At 67.5% G+C, this 22190-nt stretch carries 15 protein-coding genes; 8 read left to right on the forward strand and 7 right to left on the reverse strand.

Annotated features, from left to right (window positions below; all coding sequences use genetic code 11):
• Window positions 1-4 precede the first annotated feature (4 nt).
• The 6 genes from HWX03_RS15890 (at window position 5) to nagE (ending at window position 10967) form a co-directional block, all read left to right on the forward strand.
• On the forward strand, window positions 5-3208 hold the full coding sequence (locus tag HWX03_RS15890) for an error-prone DNA polymerase (protein ID WP_175871828.1): 3204 nt from the start codon (window positions 5-7) through the stop codon (window positions 3206-3208).
• A gap of 310 nt (window positions 3209-3518) precedes the next feature.
• Window positions 3519-4253 carry a GntR family transcriptional regulator gene (locus HWX03_RS15895; protein ID WP_174390696.1) on the forward strand — a complete coding sequence of 245 codons (735 nt, stop codon included), beginning with the start codon at window positions 3519-3521 and terminating at the stop codon, window positions 4251-4253.
• A gap of 116 nt (window positions 4254-4369) precedes the next feature.
• Window positions 4370-5473: an N-acetylglucosamine-6-phosphate deacetylase gene (gene nagA / locus HWX03_RS15900; protein ID WP_174390697.1), complete on the forward strand. Its 1104-nt coding sequence runs from the start codon at window positions 4370-4372 to the stop codon at window positions 5471-5473.
• Window positions 5466-6497 carry an SIS domain-containing protein gene (locus tag HWX03_RS15905; RefSeq protein WP_174432271.1) on the forward strand — a complete coding sequence of 344 codons (1032 nt, stop codon included), beginning with the start codon at window positions 5466-5468 and terminating at the stop codon, window positions 6495-6497. Before nagA ends, HWX03_RS15905 begins: the two co-directional genes overlap by 8 nt.
• A 15-nt stretch (window positions 6498-6512) precedes the next feature.
• The gene (gene ptsP, locus HWX03_RS15910) at window positions 6513-9110 is read left to right on the forward strand and encodes a phosphoenolpyruvate--protein phosphotransferase (RefSeq protein ID WP_175871829.1); all 2598 of its coding nucleotides are present in this window, start codon (window positions 6513-6515) and stop codon (window positions 9108-9110) included.
• Window positions 9111-9197: 87 nt separating this feature from the next.
• Entirely contained in the window at window positions 9198-10967 is a 1770-nt protein-coding gene (nagE, locus tag HWX03_RS15915; protein ID WP_175871830.1) for an N-acetylglucosamine-specific PTS transporter subunit IIBC, read from the forward strand.
• Window positions 10968-11125: 158 nt separating this feature from the next.
• Here the strand turns inward: nagE and HWX03_RS15920 are convergent, their stop codons facing one another.
• The 6 genes from HWX03_RS15920 to rpoH form a co-directional block, all read right to left on the reverse strand.
• Window positions 11126-13612, reverse strand: coding sequence for a family 20 glycosylhydrolase (locus HWX03_RS15920; RefSeq protein WP_175871831.1), 2487 nt, complete (start codon window positions 13610-13612; stop codon window positions 11126-11128).
• Window positions 13613-14173: 561 nt separating this feature from the next.
• Entirely contained in the window at window positions 14174-14296 is a 123-nt protein-coding gene (gene cydX / locus HWX03_RS15925; RefSeq protein WP_006477761.1) for a cytochrome bd-I oxidase subunit CydX, read from the reverse strand.
• A gap of 62 nt (window positions 14297-14358) precedes the next feature.
• Window positions 14359-15495: a cytochrome d ubiquinol oxidase subunit II gene (cydB, locus tag HWX03_RS15930; protein ID WP_174388998.1), complete on the reverse strand. Its 1137-nt coding sequence runs from the start codon at window positions 15493-15495 to the stop codon at window positions 14359-14361.
• Between the two features lie 31 nt (window positions 15496-15526).
• A complete protein-coding gene (locus tag HWX03_RS15935) occupies window positions 15527-17107 on the reverse strand; it encodes a cytochrome ubiquinol oxidase subunit I (protein ID WP_175822548.1) in 1581 nt (526 codons plus the stop codon).
• Window positions 17097-17372: a cytochrome oxidase putative small subunit CydP gene (gene cydP, locus HWX03_RS15940; RefSeq protein WP_175822547.1), complete on the reverse strand. Its 276-nt coding sequence runs from the start codon at window positions 17370-17372 to the stop codon at window positions 17097-17099. The genes HWX03_RS15935 and cydP overlap by 11 nt, the downstream gene beginning before the upstream one ends.
• A gap of 368 nt (window positions 17373-17740) precedes the next feature.
• Window positions 17741-18676, reverse strand: coding sequence for an RNA polymerase sigma factor RpoH (gene rpoH / locus HWX03_RS15945; RefSeq protein ID WP_175871995.1), 936 nt, complete (start codon window positions 18674-18676; stop codon window positions 17741-17743).
• 359 nt (window positions 18677-19035) lie between these two features.
• On the opposite strand from rpoH, the gene HWX03_RS15950 reads away from it, so the two are divergent.
• Window positions 19036-19605, forward strand: coding sequence for an acyloxyacyl hydrolase (locus tag HWX03_RS15950; protein WP_175822605.1), 570 nt, complete (start codon window positions 19036-19038; stop codon window positions 19603-19605).
• 45 nt (window positions 19606-19650) lie between these two features.
• A complete protein-coding gene (locus HWX03_RS15955) occupies window positions 19651-20034 on the forward strand; it encodes a nuclear transport factor 2 family protein (protein ID WP_175822546.1) in 384 nt (127 codons plus the stop codon).
• Between the two features lie 143 nt (window positions 20035-20177).
• On the opposite strand, the gene leuA is transcribed toward HWX03_RS15955, so the two are convergent.
• Window positions 20178-21824 carry a 2-isopropylmalate synthase gene (gene leuA, locus HWX03_RS15960; protein ID WP_175871832.1) on the reverse strand — a complete coding sequence of 549 codons (1647 nt, stop codon included), beginning with the start codon at window positions 21822-21824 and terminating at the stop codon, window positions 20178-20180.
• Window positions 21825-22190 lie beyond the last annotated feature (366 nt).

Here is a 22190-nt window from a genome sequence, read left to right on the forward strand (position 1 = left end):
GAAGATGGTTGCGGATTTCAGCGGGCTGCCCGATTACGCGGAGTTGTTTTGCCGCTCGAACTTTTCGTTCCTGCATGGCGCGTCGCATGCAGAGGAACTGGTCGAGCGTGCGTTCGAGCTCGGTTATCGCGGGATCGCGATCACCGACGAATGTTCGCTCGCCGGCGCGCCGCGCATGCATGTCGCGGCGAAAGCGAAAGGGCTGCCGCTCGTCATCGGATCGTATTTCGAGGTCACGCCGGATGAAGTCGCGCCCGGCCACGATCCGGGCCCCGGTGCGTTCGGGCTCGTGTTGCTCGCGCAGAACCGCGAGGGCTACGGCAACCTGTCCGAATTGATTTCGTGGCAGCGGATGGCATCGCCGAAGGGCACTTACAAGCTGACGTCGCGGATGCTGTCGGCGCCGCCGGCGGAGTTTGCACACTTGCGGGGGATGCCCGACTGCTTCGCGATCCTCGTGCCCGCGTATCCGGTGCGGGCGGACGTGCTCGATGCGCAGGTCGCGTGGTTTCGCGCGACGTTCGGCGAGCGTGCGCGGCTCGGGCTCGTGCAGTTGCAGCGTGCGCTGGACGGTGCGCAGCGCGAGGAGATTCGTGAGGCCGGCGAGCGGCGACGCGTGCGACTCGTCGCGCTGGGCGACGTGACGATGCATGTGCGCTCATGCAAGCCGCTGCAGGACGTGATGACGGCGATTCGTGTCGGCATGCCGGTTGCGGAGTGCGGGTATGCGCTCGCGCCGAATGCGGAGCAGCATCTGCGCTCGCGCGGGCGGATCGCGAAGTTGTTTTCGGCGGCCGAGATCGCGGAGACGTGCGCGATGCTCGATGCGTGCGATTTCGAACTCGACTCGCTGCGCTACGAGTATCCCGACGAAATCGTGCCGAAGGGGCTCACGCCGACGCGCTATCTGGAACAGGAAACCTTCGCAGGCGCGGCCGATCGTTATCCGCAGGGCATTCCGGAAAAGGTAGAGAAGCAGATCCGATACGAACTCGATCTGATCGCCCGACTGAAGTATGAACCGTTCTTCCTGACCGTCTACGACATCGTCAAATACGCGCGCAGCCAGAACATCCTGTGCCAGGGCCGCGGCTCGGCCGCGAACTCGGTCGTCTGTTATTGCCTCCGCATCACCGAGGTCGATCCGGATCAAAGCACGATGCTGTTCGAGCGCTTCATCAGCGAGGAACGCGGCGAGCCGCCGGATATCGACGTCGACTTCGAGCATCAGCGTCGGGAAGAAGTGATTCAGCATATCTACGAAAAATACGGACACGACCGTGCCGCGCTCGCGGCCGCCGTCTCGACGTATCGTCCGCGTGGCGTGCTGCGCGAAACCGGCAAGGCGCTCGGCGTCGATCCGATGCTGGTCGATCGGGTCGCGAAGGGGCATCGCTGGTTCCACGGCAGCCGCGATCTGCTGCAGCAATTCGCGTCGACCGGGCTAGATCCGGCGACGCCGATCATTCAGGCATGGGCCGAACTGGCGGGGCGCTTGCTCAACTTCCCGCGTCACCTGTCGCAGCACTCGGGCGGCTTCGTGATCAGCCGCGGCAAGCTCACGCGGCTCGTGCCGGTCGAGAACGCGGCGATGGACGGACGGCGCGTGATCCAGTGGGACAAGGACGATCTCGAAGCGCTCGGGCTGATGAAGGTCGACGTGCTCGCGCTCGGCATGCTGTCAGCGCTGCATCGCGCATTCGACATGCGTACCGCGTGGCGCGGGCCGCCGGAGCCGGGTGGCGAGCCGTTCACGCTGAAGCACATCCCGCAGGATGACAAGGCGACCTACGACATGATCTGCCGCGCCGACACGGTTGGCGTGTTCCAGATCGAATCGCGTGCGCAGATGTCAATGCTGCCGCGCTTGCGCCCGGAGACTTACTACGATCTGGTGATCGAGGTGGCGATCGTGCGGCCAGGGCCGATCCAGGGCGGGGCAGTGCACCCCTATCTGAAACGCCGCCAGGGAATCGAAAAAGTCAGTTATCCAAAGGAGGACTTGAAGCCTGCACTCGAACGTACGTACGGTGTGCCGATCTTCCAGGAACAGGTGATGCAGATCGCGATGATCGCGGCAGGCTTCACGCCCGGCGAGGCTGACGAACTGCGCCGCGCGATGGCCGCGTGGAAGCGCAAGGGCAATCTCGAGAAATATCGCCGCAAGATCGTTGACGGGATGCGCGAGCGCGACTATCCGCCCGAATTCGCCGAACAGATCTTCGAACAGATCAAGGGCTTCGGCGATTACGGTTTCCCCGAAAGCCATGCAGCAAGCTTCGCGAAACTCGCCTATGCGAGCAGTTGGCTCAAATGCCACGAACCGGCGATCTTCCTCGCCGCGCTGCTGAACAGCCAGCCGATGGGTTTCTACCCGCCGTCGCAACTCGTGCAGGACGCGAAGCGTCATCGCGTGAAGGTGCTGCCGATCGACGTGACGCGAAGCGGTTGGGAAGCGTCGCTCGAAGCGCTGCCCAATCAGCCGCCTCCACACGGCCAGCCGGCCGTGCGGCTCGGCCTGTCGCTCGTGCGCGGCCTGGGCGAAGCCGCCGCGCGCCGCATCGAGGCCGCACGCACTGCCGGCCCGTTCGACAACGTCGACACCCTCGCCCGCCGCGCGCAGCTCGAACGCCGCGACCTCGAAGCGCTCGCCGCCGCGAACGCGCTCGCGACGCTCGCGGGCCATCGCCGCGATGCGTTGTGGCAGGCCGTCGCCGCGGCGCCGGAGCGCGACCTTCTTGCCGTCGCGCCGATCGACGAAACGGAGCAGCCCACGCTCGGCGCGCCGTCGGAAGCCGACGACATCCTCGCCGACTATCACACCACCGGCCTCACGCTGAACCGCCACCCGGTCGCGTTGCTGCGGCCGGCGTTGCGCGCGCAGCGGCTGTCGTCCGCGGCCGAACTGCGCGACCGTCCGGACGGCCGGCTCGCGCGCGCATGCGGGCTCGTGATCGCGCGGCAGATGCCGGGCACCGCGAAGGGTGTGATGTTCATGACGCTCGAGGACGAAACGGGCTGCGTGAACGTGATCGTCCGGCCCGAGCTGCTCGCGCGGCAGCGCCGCGAAACACTCGATTCGCGGCTGCTCGCGGCATCCGGCGTGTGGCAGGTCGTGAGCGACGTGCGGCACCTCGTCGCGCAGCATTTCGAGGATCTGACGCCGTTGCTCGGCGGCCTGCGCACGTCGAGCCGGGAATTCCATTGACGTCTGCATCGCGCCGGCCCGCTCACCGGTGCATACCAATTGGCTCAACTGGTTCTATTCTGGTCTCATATTCGTGCCCGAAATCCGGCTTGACCGTGCACCGGAACCGTCCCCTTGCATACCACTTCGGGTAAATCCCTATCCCGCACTGCGTTGTAAACAAAGGCTTTGCCGGCACTAAAACGCTTGCCGCGCAAGGCTTTCGGCGATTTCCGCGGCGCTAATACCAGTTCGTTGACTGGTATTATGGTGGTTATATAATGCGTTCACTTTCGACGGTCCGAGATCGTCGCCCGACACGCGGAGGCACATGGAAACCGGCTGGTCCGAACTGGCGCCCGATCCCCTTGACGACACGCCGCTGTATCTGCAGCTCGCCCGCAAGCTGGCGAGCGCGATCCACGCCGGCGCGTGGCGCGCCGGCGAGGCGCTGCCGTCGGAGCGGCTGCTGTCGGTGTCGGTCGGCGTGTCGCGGATCACCGCGCGTCGTGCGCTCGCGCTGCTGGTCGAGCAGGGCCTGATCAAGCGGGCGCGTGGCGCGGGCAGCTTCATCACGCCGCGTGTCGCCGATCCGCTGTCGCGGCTCGTCGGCTTCACCGCGAAGATGCAGCAGCGCGGCTTCGTGCCCGATTCGGTGTGGCTGTCGCGCACGCTGCGCGCCGCGAGCCGCGACGAGATCACGCATCTCGGCCTCGCGCCCGGCGCGACGGTGGCGCGGCTCGAACGGCTGCGCCGCGCGGACGGCATCGTGATGGCGGTCGAGCATTCGACGCTGCCCGCCGCGGCGGTGCCCGATCCGCAGGTGCTCGGCGCGTCGCTGTACGAATACCTCGAGGCGCGCGGCATGACCGTCGTGCGCGCGCTGCAGCACTTTCGCGCGGCGAACGCGACGCACGCGATCGCGAAATGGATGGCGGTGAAGCCGGGCTCGGCGCTGCTGGTGATCACGCGGATCGGCTACGGCGCCGACCAGCGCGCGATCGAAATGACCGAAACGTATTGCCGCGACGACTACTACGACTTCGTCGCCGAACTGAAACGCTGACGCGCGAGACTGTCCGCGCACCCCGCGCGATGGAACGCAATCGCGCGCAATGAATCGCAACGCATTGGCAAATCACGACGCGGATGCCCGCGTCACCAGATCATCAAGAGAACGTCATGCTGACTGGCAACATCCTCACCCCCGACGGCTGGATTCACGGCTCGCTCGATAGCGAGAACGGCCGCATCACCACGCTCGACGGCACGCCCGTCGATCCCGCGAAGAACGACGCACCGTACATCCTGCCCGGCTTCATCGACCTGCACGTGCATGGCGGCGGCGGCGCCGACGTGATGGAAGGCGGCGACGCGATCGAAACGATCGTCCGCACGCACGCGCAATTCGGCACGACGAGCCTGCTCGCGACGACGATGACCGCGCCGCGCGACGAACTGATGGAGGTCGTCGCGAACCTCGGCACCGTCGCGCGCACCCGCACGCCGGGCGGCGCGCGCGTGCTCGGCGTGCATCTCGAAGGGCCGTACATCAACCCCGGCAAGCTCGGCGCGCAGCCCGACGCGGCCGTGTCGGCCGTGCTCGACGAGGTGCTGAAGTACCTGTCGATCGCGCCGATCCGCGTCGTCACGCTGGCGCCGGAAATCGCCGGCCACATCGAGATCATCGGCGAGATGGCCGCGCGCGGCGTGCGCGTGCAGCTCGGCCACTCGCTCGCGACCTACGACGACGCGGTCGCCGCGCTCAAGCACGGCGCGTGCGGTTTCACGCACCTGTTCAACGCGATGTCGCCGCTGCATCACCGCAATCCGGGCCTCGTCGGCGCGGCGCTCGCGCACGCCGAGTACGCGGAAATCATCCCCGACCTGCTGCACGTGCACCCGGGCGCGATTCGTGCGGCGCTGCGCGCGATCCCGCGCCTGTACGTCGTGACCGACAGCACGTCCGCCACCGGCATGCCCGACGGCGAATACCGGCTCGGCAGCCAGCACGTGACGAAGTGCCTCGGCGGCGTGCGGCTCGCCGACGGCACGCTCGCCGGCAGCACGCTGACGATGGATCAGGCGCTGCGCAACCTGGTATCGCTCGGCCTGCCGATCGCCGACGTGTCGAACCGGATGTCGCGCTACGCGGCCGACTACCTCGGCGTGACCGATCGCGGCCGCCTCGAGCGCGGCGCATGGGCCGACCTCGCGGTATTCGATCGCGACCTGAACCTCACCGCGACCTACGTCGAAGGAGAATCGATTGTCGAATATGCTTAAGGAAGCGCGCGAGTCCGCCCAGGTCGTCGCCGCGCAGATCGCCGACACCACGCGCGTCGAAGCGCTCGCCGGGCAATTGCTCGATCACCCGCCGGCCGTCGCGCTGACGGTCGCGCGTGGCAGCTCGGATCACGCCGCCAGCTATTTCGCGAGCCTCACGATGAGCCGCCTCGGCGTGCCGGTCGCGTCGCTGCCGATGTCGGTCGCGACGCTGCAGCAGGCGCCGCTGAAGGTGCAGGACCAGCTCGCGCTCGCGTTCTCCCAGTCGGGCAAGAGCCCCGATCTCGTCAACACGATGGCCGCGCTGCGCGAAGCCGGCGCGCGTACCGTCGCCGCCGTGAACGTGCTGCCGTCGCCGCTCGCCGACGCATGCGAGCACCAGCTGCCGCTGCTGGCCGGCCCCGAACTGTCGGTCGCCGCGACCAAGAGCTATATCGCGATGCTGTCGCTGTCCGCGCAGATCGTCGCGTACTGGCAGCGCGACGCCGCGCTGATCACCGCGCTGCGCGGCCTGCCCGACGTGCTCGCGCAGGCCGGCCGGCTCGACTGGTCGCAGGCCGTCGCGGCGCTCGCGGGCGTCGAGCGGATGATCGTGATCGGCCGCGGCCTGGGCCTCGCGATCGCGCAGGAAGCCGCGCTGAAGCTGAAGGAAACGTCCGGCATCCAGGCCGAGGCATTCTCGAGCGCCGAAGTCCGTCACGGCCCGATGGAGCTGATCGACCGCGACTATCCGCTGCTCGTGTTCGCCCCGCCCGGGCCCGAGCAGGCCGGCCTGCTGCAGCTTGCCGCAGACATGCGCGCACGCGGCGCCGCGGTGCTGCTCGCGGCGCCCGCCGGCACGCCCGGCGTATCGACGCCCGGCGTATCGGGCACCGTGCTGCCGCTCGCGCAGTCCGCCCATTCGGCGCTCGACCCGATCGCCGCCATTCTTTCGTTCTACGTGATGGCGGCGGATCTCGCCGTCGCACGCGGCCGCAATCCCGACACGCCGCGCCACCTGAACAAAGTCACCGAAACGCACTGATAGCCGAGAAAGCCGATGAGACGCGCCGAGGAGTCCCAGTTGAAGAGCCCCACCCACGATCAGATCGTTCTGCTCAGCCCGTTGACCGGGCCGATCGTCGCACTGGCCGACGTGCCCGATCCGGTGTTCTCCGGCGGGATGTTCGGCGACGGCATCGGCATCGACCCGCTAGCGGGCCGGCTCGTCGCGCCGTGCGCGGGCGTCGTGTCGCATCTGGCGCGCACCGGCCACGCGGTGACGATCACGACGCCGCAAGGCGCGGAAGTGCTGCTGCACATCGGCATCGACACCGTCGAGCTGAACGGGCAGGGTTTCATCGCGCACGTCGAAGCCGGCGCGCGCGTCGAAGCGGGCACGCTGTTGATCGAGTTCGACCAGGACGCGGTGGCGCGCCACGCACATTCGCTCGTGTCGGTGATCGCGATCGCGAATTCCGACGCGTTCGAGGTGGTCGATCGCGCGAGCGGTTTCGCGACCGCCGGCGAGACGCCGTTGCTCGCGCTGCGCGGCAAGGGCGAAGCCGCCGCGCAGGCGGCGCAGGCCGGTGCGGCCGCGCACAACGAAGTGCGCCGCGAGATCGTGCTCGCGCAGCCGGGCGGCCTGCATGCACGGCCGGCCGCACGGGCGCGTGAAGCCGTGCGCGGGTTCGACGCGACCGTCGACGTGCTGTTCGACGGCCGCAAGGCGTCGATCGCGAGCGTCGTCGGCCTGCTCGGTCTCGGCGCCGGCGAAGGCGCGACGGTCGAGCTGGTCGGCCGCGGCGCGCACGCGCAGCAGGCCGTCGATGCGGTCGAGCACGAGCTGCTGCGCGAAGCGCACGGCGAAGTGGAAGAAAAGCCGGCGCGGCTGCGCTCGCCCGCGCCGCAGATGGTTGCGCGCCACACCGGCGCGCCGCGCGATGGCGCGCCCATCGATCCGAACACGCTCGCGGGCGTGTGCGCGGCGCCCGGTATCGCGGTCGGCACGCTGGTGCGTCTCGACGATGCGGACATCTTGCCGCCCGAGCAAGCCTCCGGCACGCCGGCCACGGAAAGCCGCCAGCTCGACCAGGCGCTGAAGGCGGTCGATGCCGAACTCGACGAAACGGTGCGCAACGCCTCGGCGCGCGGTGCGGTCGGCGAAGCGGGCATCTTCGCGGTGCATCGCGTGCTGCTGGAAGACCCCACGCTAGTCGACGCGGCGCGCGACCTGATCAGCCTCGGCAAGGGCGCGGGCTTCGCGTGGCGCGCGACGATCCGCACGCAGATCGACACGCTGTCGAAGCTCGACGATGCGCTGCTCGCCGAACGCGCGGCCGACCTGCGCGACATCGAGAAGCGCGTGCTGCGCGCGCTCGGCCATACGAGCGGCGCGACGCGTGCGCTGCCCGACGAAGCCGTGCTCGCGGCCGAGGAATTCACGCCGTCCGACTTGTCGTCGCTCGATCGCCAGCGCGTGACCGCGCTCGTGATGGCGCGCGGCGGCGCGACGTCGCATGCGGCGATCATCGCGCGGCAGCTCGGCATCCCGGCGCTGGTGGCGGTCGGCGATGCGCTGTACGCGATTCCGGACGGCACGCAGGTCGTCGTCGATGCGAGCGCGGGCCGGCTCGAACACGCGCCGACCGCGCTCGACGTCGAGCGCGCGCGGCACGAGCGCCAGCGCCTGGACGGCGTGCGCGAGGCGAACCGGCAACAGGCCGGTGAGGCAGCCGCGACGGTCGACGGCCGCGCGATCGAGGTGGCCGCGAACATCGCGACGCTCGACGACGCGAACACCGCGGTCGACAACGGCGCGGACGCGGTCGGCCTGCTGCGCACCGAACTGATGTTCATCCATCGCCAGGCCGCGCCGACGGCGGTCGAACACCAGCAGAGCTACCAGTCGATCGTCGACGCGCTGCAGGGCCGCACGGCGATCATCCGCACGCTCGACGTCGGCGCGGACAAGGAAGTCGACTACCTGACGTTGCCGCCCGAACCGAATCCGGCGCTCGGCCTGCGCGGCATCCGCCTCGCGCAGGTGCGCCCCGATCTGCTCGACGATCAATTGCAGGGCCTGCTCGCGGTGAAGCCGTTCGGCGCGGTGCGCATCCTGCTGCCGATGGTGACCGACGCGGGCGAACTCGTGCGGCTCAGGAAGCGCATCGACGAATTCGCGCGCGCGCAGGGCCGCACCGAGTCGATCGAGGTCGGCGTGATGATCGAGGTGCCGTCGGCCGCGCTGCTGGCCGACCAGCTCGCGCAGCACGCGGATTTCCTGTCGATCGGCACCAACGACCTGACCCAGTACACGCTCGCGATGGACCGCTGCCAGGCCGATCTCGCCGCGCAGTCCGACGGCCTGCATCCGGCCGTGCTGCGCCTGATCGACATCGCGGTGCGCGGCGCCGCGAAGCACGGCAAGTGGGTCGGCGTATGCGGCGCGCTGGGCGGCGATCCGCTCGCGGTGCCGGTCCTGGTGGGCCTCGGCGTGACCGAACTGTCGGTCGACCCGGTGTCGGTGCCGGGCATCAAGGCGCGTGTGCGCCGTCTCGATTACCAGTTGTGCCGTCAGCGCGCGCAGGATCTGCTCGCGCTCGATTCGGCACAGGCGGTAAGGGCAGCAAGCCGCGAGGTCTGGCCGCTCGACTGAGCGTCGACGGCAGGTTCGCGACCGGTTTCACGACGAAGGCAATTGGGTCAACGACGATTAATGACGAGACAAGGATTGGAGGACTGAATGAACGGGAATCCGTTTCTGAAAATACAGGGCCTGGGCCGGGCGCTGATGCTGCCGATCGCGGTATTGCCGGTCGCCGGCATCCTGCTGCGGCTCGGCCAGCCGGACGTGTTCAACATCAAGATGATCGCCGACGCCGGCGGTGCGATCTTCGACAACCTGCCGCTGCTGTTCGCGATCGGCGTGGCGGTCGGCTTCGCGAAGGACAACAACGGCGTGGCGGCGCTCGCGGGCGCGATCGGTTACCTGATCGAAACCGCGATCATGAAGGACATCGATCCCAAGCTGAACATGGGCGTGCTGTCCGGGATCATCGCGGGGGTCGTCGCGGGCCTGCTGTACAACCGCTACAAGGACATCAAGCTGCCGGACTACCTCGCGTTCTTCGGCGGGAAACGGTTCGTGCCGATCATTACGGGGCTGGTCTGCGTGGTACTCGGCATCGCGTTCGGATACGTGTGGCAGCCGGTCCAGCATGCGATCGACGCGGCCGGCCAGTGGCTGACGACGGCGGGCGCGATCGGTGCGTTCGTGTTCGGCTTCCTGAACCGCCTGCTGCTCGTCACCGGCCTGCACCACATCATCAACTCGCTCGCGTGGTTCGTGTTCGGCAACTTCACGCCGCCCGCCGGCGGCGAGATCGTGCACGGCGACCTGCACCGCTTCTTCGCGGGCGACCCGACCGCGGGCACCTTCATGGCCGGCTTCTTCCCGATCATGATGTTCGGCCTGCCGGCGGCGTGTCTCGCGATGCTGCACGAAGCGCCGAAGGAGCGCCGCGCGATGGTCGGCGGCCTGCTGCTGTCGATGGCGCTTACGTCGTTCCTGACCGGCGTGACCGAGCCGATCGAGTTCAGCTTCATGTTCCTCGCGCCGGTGCTGTACGTGATCCATGCGGTGCTGACGGGGCTGTCGCTCGCGATCTGCCAGATCCTCGACGTGAAGCTCGGCTTCACGTTCTCGGCCGGCGCGATCGACTACGTGCTGAACTACGGGCTGTCGACGAAGGGCTGGCTTGCGATCCCGCTCGGCATCGCGTACGGCGCCGCGTACTACGGGCTGTTCCGTTTCTTCATCCGCAAGTTCAACATGGCCACGCCTGGCCGTGAGCCGGCATCGACCGATGCGGCCACGGAATCGTACGCATCGGGCGGCTTCGTCGCGCCGGCCGCGGGCGCGGCTGCAACGGCTGCCGCACCGCGTGCGCAACGCTACATCGCCGCGCTCGGCGGGGCGGCCAACCTGTCGGTCGTCGACGCGTGCACGACGCGCCTGCGCCTGACCGTCGTCGATCCGGAGCAGGTATCGGAGCCGGAACTGAAGTCGATCGGCGCACGCGGCGTGCTCAAGCGCGGCGGCAACAGCGTGCAGGTGATCATCGGGCCCGAGGCCGACCTCATCGCCGACGAGATGCGTGCCGCGATCGGCGGCGGCGCGACCGGTGCCGCATCGACCGCAACCGGCGCTGCTGCGCAGCCCGTCACGGGCGCGGCCGCCGGCCCGCTCGATCCGGAGCCGACGCGCTGGCTCGCGGTGTTCGGCGGGGCGACCAACGTCGCGTCGCTCGATGCGGTGGCCACCACGCGCCTGCGCGTGGTCGTGCGCGATCCGTCGGCGGTCGATCGCGAGCGTCTCGGCACGCTCGACGTCGCATGGGTGTCGCTCGACACGTTCCACATCGTCTGCGGCAACGCGGCGGCTCGCTATGCCGAACAGCTCGGCGCGCGCCTGCCGCCGTCGGGCGGCGGGGCGGCGGCACAACCGGCGTGATGCGGTGACGCCGGCCTGATCGATCCGCGCGGCGGATTCGGGCCGGCGGTCAAAGGAAAACGGCTTGCGACGTACGCGTCGCAAGCCGTTTTTCTTTTGGGGCGGGCGATGCGCGATGCGTTTGCCCGCATCGCGCATTACCCGCCGCCTTCAGCCGTTCACGGATTCGTCAGCGTGAAGGTCGGCTTCCGGTAGCCGACGCCGGCGCGGTCGAGCTTCGGCAATTCGCGTTGCGTGAGCAGCGTCGCGAAGCCGGCCCAGTCGCGCTGCAGCGCCGCGATGTCGACGTGGTGCGTGTCGCCGCGCTTGAAGCGCACGCCGGCCGCATACGGCAGTTCCCAGTCGGCCCGGTGCCACGCGCGCTCGGCGAGCGCGAGCAGCCGCGGGTAGGTCATGTATTCGAGGAAGGTGTCGTTGCGCATCACCTCGCCCCACGCCTGGCCCTGCATGCCTTCGATGCGCGGCGCGGGGCCCGTGCCCGTCACCTCGAACGGGTTGCCGTCACGGTCGCCCATCACTTCGGCGTTCTGCGGCAGGTTCTCCGGCGCGAACGAGAACACCTTGTACTCGTCGGTCGCGTGCGAGCCCCAGTAGTAGCCGCGCTCGCGCGGATTGAGCGTGTACGGGAAGTCGAAGTACAGGTAGTCGGGCAGCGCGAGCACCGTCAGGTAGCCCTTGCCGCTCAGGTCGCGCGCGCTGTCCGACGCACCCCAGAAGATCGTGTCCCACAGCGACACCATCACGCGGCGCGTGCTGAAATCCTGCGGCCCGTTCGCATGCTTGATGCCGTCCTGCCACGCGGCCATCGTGCCGATCCCGTTCGCGTTGACGGCCGCGCTCACCTGTTTCGCGAAACGCGTCGGCAGCTCGTCGATCGACTTGATCTCGCCGCGCTGGAGCAGCGCCGTGCACGCGGGCGAACGCGCCCATGGCTTGTCCTGCGCGGCCAGATCGATGCGCCCCTTGTTCGGATCGGTGCCGTTCAGCGGCTGGAAGCCGCCGCCGAGGAAGATGTTCTTCGCCTCGTCGCCGCCGTAGTGCCAGGTCTGCAGCGGCGCCTGCGCGTCCGCGTGCATCGCCGCGATCTCGCGGATCACCTTCGACGCGAAGTTGAGCGCGCCCGGCACGCACGGGTTCAGGTCGCTGCGCCGGTCGTAGAACTGCACCGTCGTCAGGTTCGTCGTGTCCTGCGGGTCGAGCAGCCGATACGCGTTCGCTTCCTGCTCGCGGCCGGCCGCATGCAGCCGCCGGTAGCGCGCCTCCATCGTCACGACGGCCGCCCGTGCATGCGCGGGCATGTCGATCTCGGGGATCACCTGCACGAAGCGCGCGGCCGCGTAGCGCACGAGCGCCACGTAGTCGTCGCGCGTCAGGTAGCCGCCGCCCGAGCGGTTGTCGGGGCCGGAGCCGAGCTGCGGCAGCAGGCAGCGCGTCTCGCCCGGGTCGTGGCAGCGGCGTGAGCCGATCTCGGTCAGCTCGGGCAGGCCGGGAATCTCGATGCGCCAGCCTTCGTCGTCGGACAGATGCAGATGCAGGCGGTTGAGCTTGTACGCGCTCATCTGGTCGATCAGGCGGCGCAGCGTCGCCGGGTGCTTGAAGTTGCGCGCGAGGTCGACGTGCATGCCGCGATGCGGGAAGCGCGGCGCATCCTCGACGAGCATTGCCGGGATCGGGCCGCCGCCGGCCGGCGCGAGCGAGTAGAGCGTCTGCACGCCGTAGTACAGGCCCGCGCGATCGTAGCCTTCGATCAGCACGCCGCGCGGCCCGATCGCGAGCCGGTAGCCGCCCGGTGTCGCGAGGTCGGCCGGCAGCCGGCGCGGCGCGACGATGCCGAGAACCGGCACGCGTGCGCCGTCGAGCCCGAGGGTCGTCGCGCGCTCGCGCAGCGCCGCGACCTGTGCACCAGGCAGGTCCGGCAGCGCGAGTTCGACGCCGCGCAGCTCGAGCGTGCCGGGCAGCGGCAGTTCGCGCTTCACGCTCGGCAGCGCGCGGCCCGGATCGGGCCGTGCGGCCACCGGCGGCGCGTTGCCGGTCGAGTTGTTCTGCGCGTCGGCCGGCAGCGATTCGACGTAGCGCAGCTCGTTGTCGGTGTCGTTGTAGCGCAGCACGGCCGGCGGCGCGCCGTCGACGACGACATACGGGCGCGGAATCACGTCGCTGTAGCGCAGCAGCCAGTATTCGGCGACGAACGGCAGCTCGATGCGCTCGCCGGGCGCGAGCCGCACCGAGCCCGGCTGTGGCGTCAGTTCGTACAGGTCGCCGGTGAGCCGCCGTAGCGCGAAGCCCGGACGGTCGATCCGCAGCAGGCGGCGGATGCTGTGCAGGTAGAGCTTCCAGCCGCCGTCGGCGATCGCCTGGTGGCCGCGGTTCTGCAGGATCAGGCGGCCCGTCGCGCAGGCGGCGCCGTCGGCGCCGAGATCGGCGCATGGCACGCCGGCCGCGGCCGCGTGGTTGTTGTCGACGGCCACGCGCAACGCGAGGCCGTTCGACAGCAGCGCCGCGAGACCGGCCGCCTGGGCGGCGGCCGATTGCGCGGCGCCGGCGTTCGCGCCAGCGGCGGCCGACGCCGGTACCGCGGAGATCGCAGCCGGCGACAGCACCGCGAGCAGCAGACCGGCAATGAGGGAGGGCAAGGTACGCTTCAATTCGAACTCCTGAGAAAAAGAGGGCGTGGCGGCGTCGGGACGCGACGTCGCTGCGATCGGGTCTTTCAGTGGAGCTGCGGGAGATACCAGCACGCGGGGCGATGCGGTTGCCCCGCGCGCATTCGGCACGCGGGAGCGTGCGTTACGGAACGGGAGGCGGGCATGCGTGCCGATCGGACCGGCGCGGCGGCGTGCGCGGAATCATCGACGGCACGTGGCAATCGCCACGGCGGCGACGCGGCCGCAGCCGGCGGCATTCGTCCGGCCGCGCACGAGCGCGACGACGGCGCGCGCCGTGGCAAGCGGACGTCGACACGGCGCGCAGGCGCACGCCACACACGGGATTCGCATGTCTCCCCCACCCAGAAGGAATCGGCCTGTCAGCGGCCGTGTCCAACGATCTTATGAAACCTTTTATTGGTATTCAAGTGGTATCAATCTGGCGCTAAATTGGCATCGATGTCTGACGCGTGCCGGCGCGGCCGGGACGAAAAAAAACCTCGCGCGAAGCGAGGTTCTTTGCGGACCGCGGCGGTGCGATCCGCCGCACACGTCAGTGCGTCAGTCCCGGCGCGCCCGCACCGGCGCTTCCTGCGTCTTCTGCCGCGCTTCGAGCCACATCGCGTTGACGATGCCGAACGACAGCGCGACGCCGATACCGAGAATCCAGCTGAAATACCACATGATCCGACTCCTTGCGAAACGGTGGGCGAGGGCGCCTGCGCGCCCCGGCCCAGTTCAATGCATCAATACATCGAGTGCTTGTTCTCTTCGAGCGACTGGTGCGTGACCTTGCCGCGCATCACGCGATACACCCAGCTCGTGTAGAGCAGGACGATCGGCAGGAACACGATCACCGCGAACAGCATCACCTGCAGCGTCATGTGGCTCGACGTCGAATCCCACACGGTCAGGCTGCTGCGCGGGTCGAGCGACGACGGCATGATGAACGGGAACATCGAGAAGCCCGCGGTCAGGATCACGCCGACGATCATCAGGCCGGTGCAGAAGAACGCCGTCTTCTCCTGCTTCGAGCCGGCGAGCAGCAGCGCGAGCACGCCGCCCGCGATCCCGACGACGGGCGCCGCGATCATCCACGGATATTCGCCGTAGTTCGCGAGCCACAGGCCCGAACCGGCGGCGACGTCCTTGAGCAGCGGGTTCGCGACGGTGTCGGTCGGCGCGGCGTGGGTGATGTGGAAGCCGCCGATATACGACGCGACCAGCACGCCGGCCAGCACGAACAGCACGACCGCGAGGAACGACGCGGCGCGCAGCGCGATCGATGCACGGCGCGCGATCGCGCCGTCGGTCTTCATCTTGATGAATGCGGCGCCGTGCGCGACGAGCATCGTGAGGCTGACGAGCCCGCACAGCAGCGCGAACGGGTTCAAGAGCGCCCAGAAGCCGCCGTAGTAGGTCACGCGCAGGTCGCTGTCGAACTTGAACGGCACGCCCTGCAGCAGGTTGCCGAACGCGACGCCGAACACCAGCGCCGGTACGAAGCCGCCGACGAACAGGCCCCAGTCCCAGCCCGCGCGCCAGCGCGGGTCCGGCCGCTTGCTGCGGTAGTCGAAGCCCACCGGCCGGAAGAACAGCGCGAACAGCACGAGCAGCATCGCGAAGTAGAAGCCGGAGAACGACGCCGCGTAGACGAGCGGCCAGGCCGCGAACATCGCGCCGCCGGCCGTGATCAGCCACACCTGGTTGCCTTCCCACGTCGCGCCGACGGTGTTGACGATGATGCGGCGCTCCTCGTCGGTCTTGCCGAGGAACGGCAGCAGCGCGGTCGCGCCCATGTCGAAGCCGTCGGTGACGGCGAAGCCGATCAGCAGCACGCCGACGAGCAGCCACCAGATCAGCTTGAGAGTTGCATAGTCCATAGCGATTCCTTGTTCCGTTGCGAGGGCGTACTCAGACTGCGGCACGCTCGCCGGCAGCGGCGAGTTCGTGGTGATAGCGGCCGGTATGCAGCGACGACGGGCCGAGGCGCGCGTACTTGAACATCAGCTTGATCTCGATGACGAACAGCGCGGTGTAGAACAGGATGAAGCCGGCGAGACTCAGGTACAGGTCGCTCGGCTGCAGGCTCGACGCGGACAGGTGCGTCGGCAGCACGCCGGCGATCGTCCACGGCTGGCGGCCGAGCTCGGCGACGATCCAGCCGAATTCGATCGCGATCCACGGCAGCGGGATCGCCCACACCGCGTAGCGCAGGAACCAGCGGCGGTTGTCCTGCAGCAGTTCGCGGCGCGCGCAGAACCAGAACGCGGCAACGAACGTCGCGACGAACAGGAAGCCGAGGAACACCATGATCCGGAACGAGAAGAACACCGGTGCGACGGGCGGGATCGTCTTCTTCGCGGCGGCCTTGATCTGCTCGGGCGTCGCGTCGGTCACGTTCGGCGTGAACTGCTTGAGCATCAGCCCGTAGCCGAGATACTGCTTGTGCTGGTCGAACAGCGCGCGGGTCGCGTCGCTCGTGTCGCCCTGCTTGAGCTTCTGCAGCGCGCCGTACGCGATCATCCCGCTCTGGATGTGCTCCTCGCTGTGCTTCGCGAGATCACGCAGGCCAATCACCGGTTCGTCGATCGAGCGCGTCGCGATCAGGCCGAGCGCGTACGGGATCTTGATCGCGTAGTCGGTGCGCTGTTCTGCCTGGTTCGGGATGCCGATCAGCGTGAACGACGCGGGCGCCGGCTGGGTTTCCCATTCGGATTCGATCGCGGCAAGCTTCATCTTCTGCACTTCGCCGGTCGTATAGCCCGATTCGTCGCCGAGCACGATCACGCACAGCGTGGCCGCGAGGCCGAAGCCGGCCGCGACTGCGAACGAGCGCAGCGCGAAGTCGACGTCGCGCTTCTTCAGCAGGTACCACGACGACACGCCGAGCACGAACATCGCCGCCGACACGTAGCCGGCCGATACCGTGTGCACGAACTTCACCTGCGCGACCGGGTTGAACAGCACGTCGAACAGGCTGGTCATTTCCATGCGCATCGTCTGGTAGTTGAACTCGGCGCCGACCGGGTTGTTCATCCAGCCGTTCGCGACGAGGATCCACAGCGCGGACAGGTTCGAGCCCAGCGCGACGAGGAACGTGACCATCAGATGCTTGACCTTCGACAGGCGGTTCCAGCCGAAGAAGAACAGGCCGACGAACGTCGATTCGAGGAAGAACGCCATCAGGCCTTCGACCGCGAGCGGCACGCCGAAGATGTCGCCGACGTAGTGCGAGTAGTACGACCAGTTCGTGCCGAACTGGAATTCGAGCGTGATGCCGGTCGTCACGCCCATCGCGAAGTTGATCCCGAACAGCTTGCCCCAGAACTGGGTCATGTCCTTGTAGACCTGCTTGCCGGTCATCACGTAGACCGCTTCCATGATGACGAGCAGCCAGGACAGGCCGAGCGTCAGCGGCACGAACAGGAAGTGGTAGAGCGCCGTGATGCCGAACTGCAGACGTGACAGATCGACGACTTCACTACTTATCATGGTGGTCTCCCTCGGTAGAGGCGGGCGCCGGCACCGAGAGCAGCCTCTCGGCGACGGCAGCAGGCGGCAGTGACATATGCTGGGCCTGCGGATGATTGAAGAATGCGTATTTGAGCGACATCAGGAGGATCAGCTTGACGATCAGCACCAGGGTGATGTCGCGGGCGAGGGTCGGTCCGCGTGCCCACGCGGCGATGCGCGCCCGCCAGCCGATCGTGCCGGCCGGCCGCGAGGGCGGCGCAGGCTCTTTTTTGATCGAGATCAAGGCGATTATCCTGAATCGATTGAGGTCGGATTGGGGGCGACTTTACGTCGGATATATGACGGCCGTGAAGCTGTTTTAATCCTTTTGCGCCTGACATGCCAATTTTAAAAGGACTGCTTTCCGATGCCGAGTGCTGCGCTGCGGCAGACCGTCGCGAAACAGGGGGCAAAAATTGAGGCAGATCAAGGTTATGCGGAAGGGCGCCGCAAATGGCGTAATACCCGATGAATCAGTTCAATTAATCGGTGCAGAAACGGCGCGTGAAACGCGCTGAAAAGCGGGTGAAAAGCAGTGGAAAAAACGGACGAAAAAAAACCGCTGCCGGTCGGGCAGCGGTTTTCGATGAAGCGCTCTGGAACGCCGGGGATTTACGCGTATTCGGCGAGGGCGGTGCGCATCTTTTTCATCGCGCTTGCTTCGATCTGGCGGATGCGTTCCGCCGACACGCCGAATTCGGCGGCGAGATCGTGCAGCGTCGAGCCGCCCGAGCCGTCGTCGTCGACGTGCAGCCAGCGCGCCTCGATGATGCGGCGGCTGCGCGCATCAAGCGCGTCGAGCGCCTGCGCGATGCCGTCCGTCTGCAGCATGTCGCGCTGGCGCGCGGCCAGCACGGCGGTCGGCTCGTTGTGCGAGTCGGCCAGATAGGCGATCGGCGCGTACGACTCCTCGCCGTCTTCCACTTGGCCCTCGAGCGCGACGTCGCCGCCCGACAGGCGCGTTTCCATCTCGGTCACTTCTTCGCGCTTGACGTTGAGCGCCTGCGCGAGGCCGTCGATTTCCTCGGGCGTCATCGCCTGCATGCTCTTCTTGTGGCTGCGCAGGTTGAAGAACAGCTTGCGCTGCGCCTTCGTCGTCGCGACCTTCACCATGCGCCAGTTGCGCAGGATGTACTCGTGGATCTCGGCCTTGATCCAGTGAATCGCATACGACACCAGGCGCACGTTTTGCGCCGGGTCGAACCGCTTCACGGCTTTCATCAGACCGATGTTGCCTTCCTGGATCAGGTCGCCGTGCGGCAGGCCGTAGCCGAGATAGTTGCGCGCGATCGACACGACGAGACGCAGGTGCGACAGCACGAGGCGGCGCGCCGAGTCGAGGTCGTTGTTTTCGCGGAATTCGGTTGCGTACTGGCGTTCCTCTTCGGCGGTCAGCAGCGGAATGCGATTGACGGCCTGGATGTACGCGTCGATGTTGCCGAGCTGGCCGGGCAACATCGATTGGGCTGCGAGCGCCAGCGAGCCTGCCGATTCGGCCTTGGCCGGCGTCGGGCTCAGGGTGTTCGGGAGGGTCAGGGCGTTGCTCACTAAAAACTCCTTTGGAATCAGGGACAAACCCCGGTCTCGGATGAGATTCCGTGGGCCATCTTAGCACTCCCGCAAGACGAGTGCTAATTCCTTAGAGCGGGCGGGGGCATCCGAGTTCCCCATTTTTCTATCGAATCAGTCGAGTCGATAGTCTATTCTGCGACACGGGCCGCGCCACGAAGTTCCGTAAGCCGTTGTTTCAGATGGGAATCGGTAGACGATTTCGATTTTTGTCGTTTTGGAAGCAAACAATTTCGCTTCGTGATGCCGATCCGAAAAGTCCTTTACCATACCATTCAGTTCGCTCGGGCCCGGCCGTTGCGGCAGGCTCCATTCAACCCACAAAGTTGGAGTGTCAGATGAACAATAAGAAGAATCGTCGGCCTCGCAGCCGGCTGGTCCTGCATGCGATGCTGGCAGCGTCTCTTCTGGGCGGATCGGGTGCGGCTTTCGCGGATCGATGGGGGATCCAGGCGGGCGGCGGGTTTTCCGACCGTCACGGGATCGACAAGGCCGATCTCGGCGTGGTTTGGGATCCCGGTTGGAACTGGTGGGAAATCGGCGGCTGGCACTTCGCGTTCGTACTGGAAGGCCACGTCGGCTACTGGCACACGGGCGGCAACGTGCATGGCAACATCGGCGAGATCGGCGCGACGCCGATGTTCCGTTTCATCAAGAGCGCGGGCCAGGTTCGGCCGTTCATCGAGGCCGGCGCCGGCATCCGGTTCCTGACGCACCCGACGATCTCCAACGACCTGTCGCTGTCGACGTCATTCCAGTTCGCGGACGTCGTCGGTGTCGGCGCGCAGTTCGGACAACGGCAACAATATCAGGTCGGTTACCGTTTTCAACATGTGTCTAACGCGGGTATCAAAGAGCCGAATCCTGGTATAAATTTCCACCAGTTCTACGTGCAGTACAACTTCTGATCCGCACGCCCGCGCACGGCGGGCGCGTTGCCGAGGAGTCAGGCGATGGCGAAGGTGGTCGATGCGATTCGCGCGCTCGAGCGCGATCGGTTCCGGGCGATGGTGGACGGGGACGGCGAGGCGCTCGACGCGCAATTGTCGGACAAGGTGTTCTTCGTGCACACCAACGGCAAACGCGAAACCAAGCAGCAGTTCATCGATGCCATCGTCGCCGGCCGCCGCCGCTATCGCCAGATCGAAATCCAGTCGCAGGACCTGCTGCCCGTCGGCGACGCAACCTGCGTCGTCACCGGGCGCGCGCTGGTCGAGATGGAAACGAACAACGGCGGGCTGGTGTTTCCGATCGCCTATACCGCCGTCCACACCCACGAGCAGGGCCAGTGGCGCCTGCTTGCGTGGCAGGCGACGCGGTGCGCGACCGAGACATGAGCGCGCGTGGCGCTCCTTTTCATGTCCCGATTCGAGCGGCCTTCTGGGCCGCTTTTTACTGGCCCGTGCGGCGCGGATCGCGCGGCGCACGGGCGGTCACGCCCCGCTCGCTGACGTTCAAACCGTGAATCGAAACCTGCCGCTCAGGCCGCCGCGCGGCGGTCCGCGCAGTGCCATGCCGAGCGGTTGATCGCGCTGACGACCGCATCGAGCGCCGCGCTCGCCGCATCGGCGTGCACGCCGACACCGTGCCGCAGCGGCGCGTCGCCGACCCGGCAGCCGACCGATACCGCGATCCGGCCGTCCGCGGCGCGCGTGTGTTCGCACGACGCGACGTCGATCGCGGCGCCGGCGGCTGCCGCAAATGCCGCGGCGAAATGTCGCACGGCGTCGTCGGGCGTCGCGTCGGCGGCGCTCGCCGCCGCGATCTCGCGGTTTTGCCAGCGCGCGCCGCTGCCGTGGCGTGCGGCCGGGCCGTCGGTCTCGAAGAATTCGCGCGCGAACAGCGCGCAGATCGCGTCGCCCGTCACTTCCTCGCCCGATGCGTCGGCGAGCGTCTGCACCGCATGGCTGAACTCGATCTGTACGCGGCGCGTCGGCGTGAAGCCCATCCCGCGTTCGAGCAGGAACGTCGCGCCGCCCTTGCCGGACTGGCTGTTCACGCGGATCACCGCGTCATAGCTGCGGCCGAGGTCGGCCGGGTCGATCGGCAGGTACGGCACCTCCCACACCGCGTCGGGGCGCTGCTGCGCGAAGCCCTTGCGGATCGCGTCCTGGTGCGAGCCCGAGAATGCGGTGAACACGAGGTCGCCCGCGTACGGGTGGCGCGGATGCACGGGAATCTGGTTGCAGCGCTCGACGACGCGGCGCACGGCGTCGATGTCGGAGAAATCGAGGCCCGGGTCGATACCTTGCGTGTAGAGGTTCAACGCGAGCGTGACGAGATCGACGTTGCCGGTGCGCTCGCCGTTGCCGAACAGGCAGCCCTCGATGCGGTCGGCGCCCGCGAGCAGCGCGAGTTCGGCCGCCGCGACCGCGGTGCCGCGATCGTTGTGCGGATGCACGGACAGCACGATGCTGTCGCGATACGCGAGGTTGCGGTCCATCCATTCGATCTGGTCGGCGAACACGTTCGGGGTCGCGGCTTCGACGGTGGCCGGCAGGTTGACGATCATCTTGTGGTCGCGGGTCGGGCGCCACGTCTGCGCGACCGCGTCGCAGATCTCGCGCGCGAACGTCAGCTCGGTCATGCTGAAGGTTTCCGGCGAGTACTGGAAGGTCCAGTGCGTAGCGGGGCGCACGGCCGCGTGTTCCTTGATGATGCGCGTGCCGTCGATCGCGAGCGCCTTCACGTCGTTCTTCGACATGCCGAACACGATGCGGCGGAACGACGGGCAGACCGCGTTGTACAGGTGCACGATCGCGCGCGGCACGCCTTCGAGTGCATCGAACGTGCGCGCGATCAGGTCTTCGCGCGACTGCACGAGCACCTCGATCGTCACGTCGTCGGGAATCCGCTTGTCGTCGATCAGCTTGCGGACGAAATCGAAGTCGGTTTGCGACGCCGACGGAAAACCGACTTCGATCTCCTTGAACCCGATGGCGACCAGCATTTCGAAGAACTCGAGCTTCTGCTCGATGCTCATTGGCTCGATCAGCGACTGGTTGCCGTCTCGCAGGTCGGTGCTCATCCACACGGGCGCACGCTCGATGGTGCGGGCCGGCCAGCGGCGGCCATTGAGGCGGACGGGCTCGAACGGACGGTACTTGTCTTGCGGATTGCGCATCATCTTCTGGACCTCGGGTCTCAAGTCGCGAGCGAAGACGGGCGGCATGGGCGCCGGTTGGCGCTGCCTCGCATCCGGCGCGCGATGGCGCCGCGGATGCGGATGATCTTCGCGAATCGGCCGACGGATGGACGGACGAATGCTGACGACTTCGGGTTGTAAAAACTGCGAGAGGGGTACGGCGAGGAACTGCTGGGAGGACCGTGCGGACAGCACACGGCGCTACGAGAGCCTTAGGCTAGTCGTAGCGATAGCGGCCGCGCTAGGCGGCCGGAGGTAATTCGGAGGGGGTTCGGAAAGGAACGCATGGCGCCCACTCTATGCCAGGATGCGCTCGCGTGTCAAATGTCGGGATAAAGGGGCGGGTCG

The sequence above is a fragment of the Burkholderia sp. BCC0397 genome, assembly GCF_902832865.1.
Lineage (GTDB): Bacteria > Pseudomonadota > Gammaproteobacteria > Burkholderiales > Burkholderiaceae > Burkholderia.